This window comes from Paenibacillus sp. sgz302148 (assembly GCF_056120465.1).
Map to the genome: position 1 here is coordinate 1 of NZ_JBVYOJ010000014.1, position 12,895 is coordinate 12,895.

Sequence of the window (12,895 nt, forward strand, 5' to 3'; positions counted from 1 at the left end):
AACTAAACGGCCTCAGTCCGATGGAGTTCAGGACGAAGGCCGCTTGATTGATTTTGATTTTTATACTGTCTACTTGACGGGGGGCTGTTCACGCGGCAGCTGCTCCACTCACGTTTCCCAATAGCGCAATAATTTGTGGTTATTTGGGGTCTTCTATTGCCCAGAAACGATTACCATTTGGATCAAAAAACATCATATCGAATCCACCGCCGCCGCCACGTATAATTTCCCCTACCCTAACACCACTTGCAATCAGTTCCTCTCGTAGTCTTGTTATATCTGTAGTGACAAATTGAATCGAAAAATGTGGATGTGATTTATAATCACCCACGTACCAAATGCTTGATTCGTCCTTCTCTTCAGGCGTAAATATTCCAATTTTTTGTCCGGATGGTAATTTTAATTGTGCGATTCCCATTTTCCAGACAAGCTCGCAACCCAAAACATTAACATACCAGTCAATTGAGCCTTCGAAATCGTCGACAGGGATACCTAAATGAACTTCGCTAGCTTTAACATACCCCATATTAATAACACCACCTATCAATGAATGCACATCAAATTAACATATTTTTTTCTTCTGCCTATTACTTCTATGAATTGTTGCAGACCGCCGATCAATCTTGTTCCCAGCGACGAATTGTTTATCTCTAGTAATGCCAGAAGTTCAGCCTATTTCCGTCCGGGTCATATATATGAAACGTCCCAAAACCGTCTCCTATAGGAGATACCCACACTCCGTTGTCCTTAAGCGTCTGATGATATTGATCAAATTCCTCTCTGTTTTCAATGAGGAAGAACAGCCGCACGGGGCCATCGATACGGCCTTTCTCCATGTTCGAAGGAAGTTTCTCTAGAAAAATGGAGTAGCTCTTCGATATTGGGGTTACTCTCTGTCCGTCCATATTTTCCACACATAGCGTTTTCATCTCTATCCATTCCTGAGACTGCCCGGCCTCGGTATATGTAAATCCCAAAAATTTACGATACCAGTTGGCCGATGACTGCAAATCGGAAATGCCGATCCGAATAAAGGCATCTATGTACCGTGGTACATCACCAGGCAGCTCCGGTGCACCGACAGCTGTGAACCGGGTTCCCTCGGCGGTAGCCCAAAAATCAAAATAAGACTTATCTCCGGCCCCCTTATAGATATCCGTTACGCGAATGTTATGTGCCTTGAGATGCGCATGCTCCTGCTCCAGGTTTTTGGTTCCGAAGCACAATCTGATATTAGGGTCGACTGTTCCCCGTTCTGCAAACAAGTGTACAGGCCGTTTCGATGTGATAATCGAGTGCAGATTAAAGTAGCCCGGAAAAAATGTCATCATCTCGGATGTTGTGCTTAAATCAAATCGAAAGTGTACTTTATCGGCTCGTATACTCGGAACGACAGCTAGATGCTTTTCGTACCACTCGATAGCGGGTTCGTGGTTGTCCCAAAGCGTATCGACTTGTCCACCATCAAACGCCAATACCGGAATCTTTGATACCATCTTACTTACCATCTCCTCTGATTATGTTTTGAACTTACGTCCCAGTAGCTTACAGTTATTTTGATGCCACATGATATCGCAAACCTGACTTATTTAAGTAAAAAATAAATCTATTCATAATTTCGTATCTACAATCACACTATCGAACAATAATTGGAGCAGCTGCCGCGGCGCACTGCTCCACACAATAGCTTAACTATGCCCCCCAAAATGCGGTCTTTGTTGTCATTTTGTGTTAGTCCCATCCAATTCGCAATAGAAGCAGCCAATGCCTGATCAGGAAACAATTCCGCCTATTGTTTCAAAATTTCCATCTTCAATAACAGTACTTTTCTAGAACAACTTTCAATCCGTCCTCGTCATTAGATAACGTTACGATATCCGCAGCTGACTTGACTTCATCAGGAGCATTCCCCATAGCTACCCCTAGACCTGCAAAGTGAAGCATATCTATATCATTGTAGTTATCGCCAATAGCGACTATTTCTTCTTTGACGACACCTCTAGCCTTGATCAGGATTTCAATGGCGGAAGATTTAAGAACATTTTGGGCCATAATTTCCAAATAAGTCGGTTTGGACTTATAAATCGTGATATCGGGGTGATTATTTTTTAATTCGGATTCCAGGTAATTTATCGCTTCAGGAGGACCCATGCAAAGTAGCTTGTTGACCGTCGGGAGAATGTCATTGGAAAAATTAAAAGGTTGTGCGTGTGTGCCGGCTATTTCACGTTCTTGAATAATCCATTCATCTTCCAGCGACGGTACAAACCAGTTATCCTTATTGTAAGCACTAAAGCTAACATTAGGGAATTTATCGGTTACTACAGTGTAAATCTCTCTCACGTCTTTGGACTTCAACGCTTTATTATGGAAAACCTCTCGACTCCCGTCCGCTTGTGCCGCTCCGAGAACAAGAGCTCCACTGAAACAGATTAGTGGTTCATTAATGTTCAATTTTTCTTGCAAAGGTAGAATTCCAACGGGCATTCGTGCTGAAACTAAGATGAATGGAAGGTGTAAATTTTGAACAGACTCGATGGTCCCTTGGCTTATTTCATGATTTGAATTCAATAATGTTCCGTCGATATCACTAAAAATCATTCTATATTTCATGCGTATCCCTCCTGAACAATTCCCAACCAATGATAACACTGCAATCGGTTACGTGGGCTGCACAATTCTTTAATTCCATTATCGCGCTTTCCATTGCCCGGACAAATGGTATAGACCTAGAATCGTTAAATCATTATCCATTGAATCATCCTTGAAGTTTTCGACGGTATCCCTCTTCAAGGATTTGTTTCAAACTAAGCATACTAGCACTCCTGTAAAGGCTCGATTTCATAATACGCATTAGCTCAATAACTAAAGCGTCCCCCCATTAATTAATCTCTGCAGTTAATTTTACAGCATCGATTCGATTTCCAGCTGGATCAAAATGGATGAATCGCAAATATCCATCGGGGTCCGTGTGAAATTCAAGTTGTTCGTCAATGTGTGCGGTAACGCATTTTAGAGTATTCGTTTGTTGAGAAACCGGTATTAGCTCGTATTTAAACCATGCCCCTTTATTTTTTTGCATGAATAGATAGAGTCTGTTATCTTCAAAGGTCACGACCACGGTGGAACTGGGATCAATTCCGAAACGGTAAAAAGTGTCGTAAAACAACCCGACTGCAAACTGTGGCGTATCGATAATAGTCAGTTGATCTAAAGCCTCGTTCAAACGATCTGCTTGCGAAGGATCAATATTTCTTTCCGCAGTACTGTATATTCCCGCATACTTTTCAAGTAAATTTGGCGCTATATCTAACGGCTGTATAGCTCCGGGCTGGGCGACCGCTTCTCCCATCACGATCTTGGCTAAACATTGGCTGATTATGTCTACAGGCGTGAGGTTGATATTGCTCAGCACGATAATAGCGATTTCCTCATCGATATAACGATTAAACTCCACATAAAACCCATTCATCGTTCCATTATGCCAGACACGTTTTCTTGGCTTGTCATTAATGGATTGCTCCGTTACAACCCAGCCATAACTCCCGACAGGTGAGCTCATGCTTCCGAATAGTTGATCGCGCACATGTTTTCCAATCAAATCATCCCTATATAACGCCCGATCCCACAGGTAAAGATCATCGATCGTTGAATACATCACACCTGCTCCCACATGTAGGCACATGTCGACATATTCGGTTGGAATGATTCCTTTGCATATGGAGTACCCTGACGCAAAATGTTTCAGAAGTGTTCTTCCGTCTTCACATCCTGTATTCACTAAATTTAATGGCTTACAGATGTGTTCGGATATATATCGTTCGTAAGATATCCCCGAGGTCTTCTCAATAATGTAACCCAGCAAAATATAAGGCGAACTCGTATAACTGAATCCTTCTCCTGGGAGAAACTGTAGTGGTTTATCCTTAAACGAACCAATGGTTTGTTCTAAGGTAGCATACAGCCTCATCGTTTCTTTCCAATAATTCGGAAAGCTTGGGTAATCCGGTATTCCTGAAGTGTTCGTCAATAAATGGCGGATCGTAATGATGTCGCCATTCGGATAATCTGGTATGTAAAAACGGATCGGATCATCAATGCGAAGCTTTCCCTGCTCTTGCAACTGCAATACCGCCATAGAGGTAAATCCTTTTGTAAGTGAGCCGATTCGAAACTTGGTTTGCGGGGTGTTGGGTACGTCGTGCTCAAAATTGGCCATACCATATCCCTTTCGCAGCAATATCTTATTCCCTTCAGCTACCAAGACCGCCCCGTTGAAATACCCCCGGTTCGCTAGTGCGTCCATGTAATCGTTTAATTTTGCTACTGTGCGTGAAGCATTACTGGTTCTCATTTACTTTCCCCTTTCCTCTCGTGAACACTCTGCAACTGCAGCTCCAGCTTGGCAATTTCACAATATCACAGATATAGCAGTACATTTAGCGAGAAAATATTTATAATCAGATTTACCCCTTCCCTTCCTGATTAAAGCTGCCCGTAAAACAGAAAGGCGGCCGATCGTGCTGACCGGCTGCCGCGGTGTACAACTAACGTATACCGATAGTTTAAGCTTCTTTAGATATAATTACTGTTCAAGTCCTTCAAAATTGCATCGCCAATCAGACACCCATGCGGGAAGATACCCTAACCGGTGAGCTACTCTCTGTGAAGCAATGTTACTCGCGATTACGTCATAACTCGGTATTTCTCCACGTTCCAATATTTCAAAAGTCAGCCTGTTTACAAGATAACTAGCCAATCCCAAATTACGATATTGGGGTAATACTTCTATGCCAATTTGCCAAAGTTTTGTACAGGTTTTGCTTGCTCCTGCCACGCCGACAATTTCTCCATCGTGCTTTGCAAGCACAGCTAGATCAGTCTGCCAGGGAAGATTCGTATCATATATAATAGCTTCATTGAATCTTGTGACATCAAATAAACTGAACACTTCTTCCCGCTTTATCAGTTCAAATGAAAAATATTTGGGCGGTGACATTGGCTTAATTCTTTTTACATCAGGCAAAAAATGCAAGTAAAGGCCTCTGATAAATGGTAAGGAGAATACGGTATCCCTGTTTTTGCCCTGCATCTGTGTTTTGGCAATTAACAACCGCTCGGGTGTAGCCGATACTACAATTGATTTTCCCATAGACAAGATTTCGAAATAACGTGCCTTCCTTGGAAATGGTCTGCATCCTGGATTTTCTTTAGCTTCAACAAAAATAATGCTGTCCTTTTCGCCGTTCAGGTCATCGATAGAGCAATTCAGGTCAATAGCAAGTTGTGATTGCACAATGAACAGCATTTCTTTTTGTGTCATAATCATCGTTATCCTTCCTTTCGTTTCGGGGACGCAACGAAGCGCCTTTGTTCTTTTGATACTTCCAAGTTAGGTCGCATCAATAACATACAGTTCTCACCAAAAAATAAATAGACTTATGTTGAATTTTTTTATATACTATTATGTATCCATGACTTTTTTAGGGGTATCCTTTTTCATATTGATAATCAGAGCAAAGGCTGCCGGATCGCTCTGCCGGCAGCCTTTGTTTGTTGTTTTATTGAGCTAAAGTACCTGTTAGCATAAAGGACTGCCATTGGCTAGTGGCTTTTCCCGCAAGTTTTAGATAGCCAAATTTTTAGTAAACGTGACTCTATGGTATTCGCTACGAAAGAAGTCTTTTTCGTAATTGATCAGATCAAAACCTATCTTTCGGTAAAATGTTATCGTATCTTCATTTCCTACATGACCCAGTGTAAAAAGAATAATTTTATTCTCGTCCATCTCTTTAACGCTATTGCATATCACACTGATAAGAGCTTTTCCTATACCTTGACGCTGAACAGCTTTCTTAATCGCTACACCAACGATCTCATAAAGACCTACCTCGGAATTAAATAGGTACCCCGCATGACCAACGATTTCATTATCTTCATTGGATGCCACATAAAACTGGCCTTTATTGTTTTCAGTTGAAGAATTCAAGAAGTCATTCCATCGTATTGGGTATTTATCAATAATGAACTCTGGAAATTGCAGCGGGTGACTTGCCATTATTTCTATAACTTCTTCTTGATCATCCGCCTGAAAATAGCGAATATTCATTTTGTTTCCTCCTAATATGCACCTCAATTGGTGCTGTTACTCTTATAAAAATAAATAAAAGTATTCGGTCATAGACCAAATACTTTGCCCAGGCGTACGGCATATGAAATATGTGCTCCCTCGTGGTTATCCACGTTTACGCCAGTCACACATACCAAATCATTGCATTTATTATAGTCTGAAAATTGAATCAAATCAATGGCAACACAGCGGCGATCGGAACATATCGCTGCTTGGTGATTTGCTTTACTTTTTTAATTTAAGCCTTCTCTTTAATTTATGAAAAGCGGCTAGTTGTTTTATCGTTTGGAAAACTTTCGGTTCTTTACGAAATAATCCGTGGGCCGGGACGGTCGGGTTCGATTCTATAAACCACACCTTGCCTTTACGGTCAATAGCAAGATCATATCCGATTTGCCAGTCGTATCGGCTTTTACTATAGACACGGGTACATATTTTTGCTAAACGAATCAGTTCGTTTTTTTTCTCTGCAGCCCCTGATAGAGAAAGTCCTAATGACTTTCGCAAAGCCCTATCAATTGGCATAACGTAGCCTTTCCCTTTTGCAACATTGGTTATAATACTCTGAGCTCCAGCAACTTTGGCAACCATTCCTATATAGGTCCACCGTTTCGATCGATCTCTCATCATCATCAGCCGAATATCATAAGGACGGCCATTTATTCTTGCAAGATCGATTCCCTTTTGAAGGATGTGCGGACGATTTTTTAATTCCAACGTTTGAAACAGGGCTTGAACCGAATTCACACTCTGTTGCTTTCCTTTTTCCTTTACGTAATAAATCAAAGCCCCCCTCTTCCAGGCTTTAATTACCCCTGCTCCACCTCCACCTTCATCTGGTTTGATGAATATCGCAGGAAAACGATCTAAATATACTGCTAACCGAGTTTCGTTACACATTACAGTATCTGGCAAATATGCTCTTAATTGCGGCACTTTCTGAAACATACGGTGGAAATGAATCTTCCCCAAATAAACCCGCTCCTTTTTTTCCAAAGATGAACCCCCCAATAAAATATGTATGTTAGGCGGATTTTGCAAGGGCAAATTGCCTGTGCCTACATATGAAAAACGACAAGCCGACCGAATCGAAGCACATTCCGGCGTTGCGCTGAGTCCGTGTAGGTATCCGCACAGTCCGGGGCCGAGGCTGGAGCGTATGTATGTGATGAATGTTAGAACGTTCCCCCTGCGCACTTGTATGCTGCGCTGGAACCTTGGAGGTAGCGTGTGAAAAAGGTAAAATATAAAATGGGGAAATTAGGAAAGTACAATTTCATGAAGAGATATAAAATGATACGCTCATTTTTGCCAGACACTCGAAAAGCAACTTTGTCTAACATTAAAACAATGCTGAGATTGTATGGATCAGTTTACTTGAAACCAGATGAGGGAACAGGCGGCCATGGGATAGCTAAAATAACTAAGAAAAATAACTTTATTTTACACTCCAAATCGAATGTACGTAATTTTAACTCTTTAAATATCTTATTTGCTTCGATTCAAAGGAATCTAATTAGAGATAAATATATTGTTCAAAAAGGAATTGTATTGTTAAAACACAATAATCGTCCGTTCGATATCAGAGTTATGGTACAAAAGAATGAAAAAGGAATACTCGATGTGACTGGGATTATTGGAAGACAAGCGAAGCGGAATAAAATCGTTACAAATTATCATTCTGGTGGAACTCCATTACTTATAGATACCTTGCTCAAGTCACATCTCGATAACGAATCGCGGAAACAGTACATTCAAATCATTGAGAAATTAGGAAAAGATGCAAGCAATGTCCTTGGTAGAAGTTATAGAAGTAAACGAGCATTCGGAGTTGATATAGCAATGGATAATAAAATGAATCTCTGGGTTTTGGAGATTAAAACAAAACCTGATATGAGCATCTTTAACACTTTGAAGAACAAAACGATGTACAAAAGGATTCTAAGATACTCAGAAATTAAAGGGTGAGTGCTGATTATCAAATTGAAATGTAAAATGGGTTGTGCTACAATGCTTGTAATTAATCTAGGGGAGATGACGAGAATCATGTAATATCTTGCTTTTTTTACGAATGATAAAACAAACTGTTTTATTCTTTGTTAAGCAGGATCGTTACTTATTCTCTTACTCAAATCATAACAATACCTAATCCATTCATTGGGTTACATTTTAGTATTTGTTTATTTGAGCTACAAGAAAGGTAACTTTCTTGTAGCTTTTTCTGCGGTCAGCTATACGGACACAACAAGTAAATAAAGGAGTGATGAACGTTGTCTCATAAAAATATGACAATCACCCATGTTCAATTCCATGCAAAGACAGTTATTTGGTGATATTTGCATGGAATAACATCATCACCAATCATGCTGGCTTTGCTACTTGAGAGATTACAATTATTCAAGGAGTGAGTCTACATGAGATATTTCAACGCTAATGATGTTCTCCCCAAGGAATTGGTTGAAAAATTGCAAGATTTTGTACAAGGTGAATACGTCTACATTCCCGCAATAAAAGATCAACATAAAAATTGGGGAGAATTATCGGGTTATCGGGAAGAGATTGATCGGCGAAATAGCGAAATCATACTTGCATATACTTCCGGTACTACGATTCAAGAACTTGCAGATTCTTACTGCCTTTCTGTTTATGCGATCAGAAAAATAATTTATAACAAATAAAAATCGCTGAATTGTAATCAAATCCAACGAATAAAAAACGCTACGCTGTAAGAAGATGATCCCTGTATTCACACGGGATCATCTTTTTTCATTTTCCCTGATGCAGAAGGATACCAAACATTACAGAACCGTTAAGTATATAGTTTATGTAATTTCGATCTGTTACCTTTATAACTATCGGTTCTGCTTTTAATGTGGATATAGGACCGATATCGTGAAAGTTTAGGATTTGGAGGAAAGAATCATGTTGAATGTTACTATTTTTAATATGGAAGGTATTCATGTTGGTGAAATGGAACTTGAACAATCCATCTTCGGGATTATTCCCAATGAATCGATTATGCATGATGCAGTTATCAATTATTTGGCAAATAATCGCAGTGGAACACAATCTGCACTAACACGTGGTGAAGTTAGAGGCGGCGGCAGAAAACCATATAAGCAGAATAAAATTGATAAATCTAGAGCAGGTTCGATTCGAATGCCTCATTGGCGTGGCGGAGGAGTTGTGTTTGCTCCTAAACCTCGCGACTACAGCTACAGACTCAATAAAAAGGTTAAGCGGCTTGCTATAAAATCTGCATTATCTAGCAAAGTACAGAACAAAGAACTCATTGTCGTCGACGAGATCAAGTTAGAAAATTACAGGACAAAGTCTATAGTAGCTATGCTTAATGCCCTCGGGGCAGATAAAAAGGTACTCATTGTTACACCTTCAATAAATAACTTTGTTATTAAAAGCGCCAATAACATACCTAGTGTAGAAACCGCCGTAGCTGACTCCATTCATGTATACAATGTTCTGAATTGTGATCAATTAATCATCGCTAAAGAAGCTGTCACGATGATAACGGAAATGTACTCTTAATGAAGGCAACTGAGAACCGAAGCAAGTTCCAATGTTTTTGGAACGATGCGTTCGGTTTTTTTTACACTTAACTTTCTTCAAATCTTCCGGCATATGAAGTTTTTCGCAACGATTTTATATCCTGGAGAGGAGGTAGACCAAAGAGCCTCCGATACTCCCGATTGAACTGTGACGGACTTTCATAGCCTACTGTCAAAGCGGCTGTCGTTGCCCCCATGGGACCACTCAGCATGAGGCGCCTCGCTTCCAGAAGGCGAAGCTGCTTCTGGTACTGTAAGGGGCCCATTGTCGTGACGGCTTTGAATTTATGATGCAGCCCGGAGATACTCATGTTGCAGGATTTGGCGAGTTCCTCAATTGTGAAAGAGCATGCGTAGTTTTCTTTGATCCAATGAATGGCCTTTCCGACTCCGTCCGCTCTTTGATCAAAAAGCGCTTTCTGCAAAAATAAGTGCCCAAATTCTCCTGACAGCAAGTGATAAATCATTTCCCTTTTGATCAACTCGGACAGAAATCGAACTTCTTTAGGCTTATCAACCAGCTTCAGCAATCGAAAAAATATGTCCAGCAGCGCGGCATCCGATTTTCCGATGAAGGCACCGGCACTCCGATTTTTCTCCTTTGGCTCCGTACTGATTTCCGCCTCCATGACCACAGAAGCTATTTCTTGAGTCGTAAAATCGACACGCAAACCGATATACGGCGATTTTTCCGTAGCGTCGATGACTTGGGCTGCAGCCGGCATATCGATGAGTGACGCCAAATAATCGCCCGCCGAGTAATGAAAGATTTCTTGACCAAGGTAGAGCTTCTTAGCCCCTTGAAGGATCAGGCAAAAAGAAGGCGTCAACACCCCCGGACTTTTCTGCGTTTCACGGCTGCTCCTGACAATTGTAAGAAACGGAACTATCGTTGGCGTCCGTCCTTCCGCCAGGGTAATCCGATCAGATATTGCAATGAGCTGATCCAATGCTTTCTTATGAATAGAAACAGGCAAGAATTCCAACCCCCTTCTATTTCAATCTACATTATTTTGCAGCTTTAGGCAAGTTTTATGCAGTAACGGTCTACTTCCTTCCTCCAATTCCATCCATAATATTTTTCAGGAACACGAAATAATTGAAAAGGAAAGGAACATGCTTATGTATCAATCAAAATGGATGATTTTAACCATTATCATCGCATGTCAACTGATTGTTGTGCTTGACGCCTCCATTATGGTAACGGCAATCCCTCAAATCGGCCGTTCGCTGCATATGACGGCTACTAGCTTGACATGGGTCCAAAATGGCTACATTTTGCCGTTCGGCGGCTTCTTGTTGCTTGGCGCCCGGGCAGGTGACCTTCTGGGGCGAAGAAGAATGCTCGGTGTAGGCATTGGATTATTTTCGCTTGCCTCCATGCTGGCTGGTTTGGCGCCGACTGCCGAATTTTTGCTGGTTTCCCGCGCATTCCAAGGCTTTGCGGCTGCATTAGCAACGCCTGCTGCGCTAGCATTACTGTCAGCGAGCTTCGTCGAAGCCAAGGAACGCTCCAGAGCAATTGCGATGTACAGCGCGGTTTCGGCTGGTGGCGGAAGTATCGGTCTCCTACTTGGCGGATTTTTCACCGATTTTATGTCTTGGCGTGTCGGGATGTTTATCAATGTACCCATTGGGATTGCTTTGCTGTATTTAGTACAGCGATATATACAGAAAACAGGTACGAGATCCGGACGTTTTGATTTTTGGGGTGCGATTGTCTCCGTCATCGGCATGACTGCGTTGGTATACGGTTTTGTTCAGGCTGCCGAGCGCGGTTGGGGGAAACCCGAAACATGGATTTCGCTTGCAGCCGGGATTATTTTGGTAGCGGCATTCGTTCTTATTGAAGCCCGGGTGACGGAGCCGATCATCCCTCTCCGATTGTTTGCGAGCCGTCAGCGGTCCGGGGCTTATCTTGGAAGGTTCCTCATGGTTGGCGGGAATTTTTCACTCTTCTTCTTTATCCCTCAGTATTTGCAAAACGTGCTCGGTTTCAGCTCGCTTGAAGCAGGTTTAGCCTTCCTGCCATTTACAGTCGCCCAGTTCGGGATGATGTATTTGATGCCCGGGTTGGTGCACCGTTTTGGAAATAGGAAAGTTCTAATGGTCGGTTTTCTATTAGCCATCATGGGGACCCTCTGGATAAGCCGGATCGTTGACGTGCAAGCCCAGTTCTTTCCGCAAATGTTCATCCTGTTGACGATCATGGGCATTGGCGCGGGCATGGTTTTCCAACCGCTTACCGCATTGGGGCTCTCTGGTGTGGATCCTCTCGATTCCGGTGCAGCTTCGGGTCTCATTAATGTCGCGCATCAAAGCGGTTCCTCGTTGGGACTGGCTATTCTCATATCCGTATTTGATGCAGCTATCCGTACGGATCAACCTTCAAAGATGCATTTCGCTTATGCTATATCGAGCTCCATATTGGGTTCCGTGTTATTTATAACGTCTGCTCTTATTGTGACGCTGATCTGCTTTCTTCCGGCAAGCCAATCCAGACGAGAACAAGCATTAACTGATTCATGACAGCAAAAATATAACAGCGGCGGTCCAAGACTTGAAAAACATAGTCTTAGACTGCCGCTGCTTATATTGTGCTATCGTCTCCCGTTAAAACCAGAACGACTACGTCGATAAATTTGTCCCCGTTCACAATTCATTTTAGTTCCAATTCCATAAACACATTCGCTCTTACATAGGGCAAGTGCCCGATCCGCTCGACAGGAACGTGCTTGAACCCAAGCGACTCGTAAAGATGAACGGCGTTCGGTAGCTTGGTGCTGCTGCCCAAAAAGAGCGATGTTGCGCCAAGTTCGCGTGCACGGTTAATAGCGGCATGGATGATTCTCCGTCCGTATCCGCGCCCCCGCAACTCCGGTGCAACGCTCATCTTCGAGAGTTCGAACACGCCGGCCCCAGTCGGCACGAGTGCAACGCATCCTACGATCGAATCGCTATTGCGTGCGATGAGTACGTCTCCTCCTCTGTTCACGATGTTCACCACCGGGTTATCGAGGATCACCCGGTCCGCCTCTTCGATGGCGAAGATTCGGGCAATCCATTCCTCGTTAAGTGTTTTGAAGGCCCGTGCTTCTTCGGGCGTCTGCATCGAAGTGATCGTGAGCATTGTTTCAAGCATGTTATGTTTCCTCCTCTTGTGAATCCATCGCCGCTCGTTTCCTGGGCATGTCCCGCG

Annotated in this window: 13 protein-coding genes and 1 riboswitch; of the genes, 4 read left to right on the plus strand and 9 right to left on the minus strand. The window is 42.4% G+C overall.

Features of this window, described 5'->3' with window-relative positions; all coding sequences use genetic code 11:
* Nucleotides 1-139: 139 nt before the first annotated feature.
* From AC0LWM_RS20415 to AC0LWM_RS20445, 7 genes are all read right to left on the minus strand, one after another.
* On the minus strand, nucleotides 140-526 hold the full coding sequence (locus AC0LWM_RS20415) for a VOC family protein (RefSeq protein WP_474676833.1): 387 nt from the start codon (nucleotides 524-526) through the stop codon (nucleotides 140-142).
* A gap of 124 nt (nucleotides 527-650) precedes the next feature.
* Nucleotides 651-1,496: a VOC family protein gene (locus tag AC0LWM_RS20420; RefSeq protein WP_474676834.1), complete on the minus strand. Its 846-nt coding sequence runs from the start codon at nucleotides 1,494-1,496 to the stop codon at nucleotides 651-653.
* 316 nt (nucleotides 1,497-1,812) lie between these two features.
* Nucleotides 1,813-2,613: a Cof-type HAD-IIB family hydrolase gene (locus AC0LWM_RS20425; protein ID WP_474676835.1), complete on the minus strand. Its 801-nt coding sequence runs from the start codon at nucleotides 2,611-2,613 to the stop codon at nucleotides 1,813-1,815.
* 268 nt (nucleotides 2,614-2,881) lie between these two features.
* Nucleotides 2,882-4,354, minus strand: coding sequence for a serine hydrolase domain-containing protein (locus tag AC0LWM_RS20430; protein WP_474676836.1), 1,473 nt, complete (start codon nucleotides 4,352-4,354; stop codon nucleotides 2,882-2,884).
* A gap of 231 nt (nucleotides 4,355-4,585) precedes the next feature.
* Nucleotides 4,586-5,329 carry a GNAT family N-acetyltransferase gene (locus AC0LWM_RS20435; RefSeq protein WP_474676837.1) on the minus strand — a complete coding sequence of 248 codons (744 nt, stop codon included), beginning with the start codon at nucleotides 5,327-5,329 and terminating at the stop codon, nucleotides 4,586-4,588.
* A 297-nt stretch (nucleotides 5,330-5,626) separates the two neighbouring features.
* Nucleotides 5,627-6,109 (minus strand): GNAT family N-acetyltransferase, encoded by a 483-nt coding sequence (locus AC0LWM_RS20440; protein ID WP_474676838.1) that lies wholly within the window; start codon nucleotides 6,107-6,109, stop codon nucleotides 5,627-5,629.
* Between the two features lie 79 nt (nucleotides 6,110-6,188).
* Nucleotides 6,189-6,268, minus strand: a riboswitch (ZMP/ZTP riboswitch).
* Between the two features lie 87 nt (nucleotides 6,269-6,355).
* Nucleotides 6,356-7,126, minus strand: coding sequence for a YheC/YheD family protein (locus AC0LWM_RS20445; protein WP_474676839.1), 771 nt, complete (start codon nucleotides 7,124-7,126; stop codon nucleotides 6,356-6,358).
* A 234-nt stretch (nucleotides 7,127-7,360) separates the two neighbouring features.
* Between AC0LWM_RS20445 and AC0LWM_RS20450 the strand changes: the two genes are divergently transcribed.
* The 3 genes from AC0LWM_RS20450 (at nucleotide 7,361) to rplD (ending at nucleotide 9,676) form a co-directional block, all read left to right on the plus strand.
* Nucleotides 7,361-8,098 (plus strand): YheC/YheD family protein, encoded by a 738-nt coding sequence (locus tag AC0LWM_RS20450; protein WP_474676840.1) that lies wholly within the window; start codon nucleotides 7,361-7,363, stop codon nucleotides 8,096-8,098.
* Between the two features lie 446 nt (nucleotides 8,099-8,544).
* Complete coding sequence (locus AC0LWM_RS20455; protein ID WP_474676841.1) at nucleotides 8,545-8,808, plus strand: CD3324 family protein; 264 nt, start codon at nucleotides 8,545-8,547, stop codon at nucleotides 8,806-8,808.
* Between the two features lie 244 nt (nucleotides 8,809-9,052).
* Nucleotides 9,053-9,676, plus strand: a complete 624-nt coding sequence (gene rplD, locus AC0LWM_RS20460; protein ID WP_474676842.1) for a 50S ribosomal protein L4 — start codon at nucleotides 9,053-9,055, stop codon at nucleotides 9,674-9,676.
* A 67-nt stretch (nucleotides 9,677-9,743) separates the two neighbouring features.
* On the opposite strand, the gene AC0LWM_RS20465 is transcribed toward rplD, so the two are convergent.
* On the minus strand, nucleotides 9,744-10,673 hold the full coding sequence (locus tag AC0LWM_RS20465) for an AraC family transcriptional regulator (RefSeq protein WP_474676843.1): 930 nt from the start codon (nucleotides 10,671-10,673) through the stop codon (nucleotides 9,744-9,746).
* A 145-nt stretch (nucleotides 10,674-10,818) separates the two neighbouring features.
* Here AC0LWM_RS20465 and AC0LWM_RS20470 point away from each other — a divergent pair, with 145 nt between their 5' ends.
* A complete protein-coding gene (locus AC0LWM_RS20470; protein WP_474676844.1) occupies nucleotides 10,819-12,225 on the plus strand; it encodes an MFS transporter in 1,407 nt (468 codons plus the stop codon).
* A 130-nt stretch (nucleotides 12,226-12,355) separates the two neighbouring features.
* On the opposite strand, the gene AC0LWM_RS20475 is transcribed toward AC0LWM_RS20470, so the two are convergent.
* Nucleotides 12,356-12,838 (minus strand): GNAT family N-acetyltransferase, encoded by a 483-nt coding sequence (locus tag AC0LWM_RS20475; RefSeq protein WP_474676845.1) that lies wholly within the window; start codon nucleotides 12,836-12,838, stop codon nucleotides 12,356-12,358.
* Nucleotides 12,839-12,895: the final 57 nt, after the last annotated feature.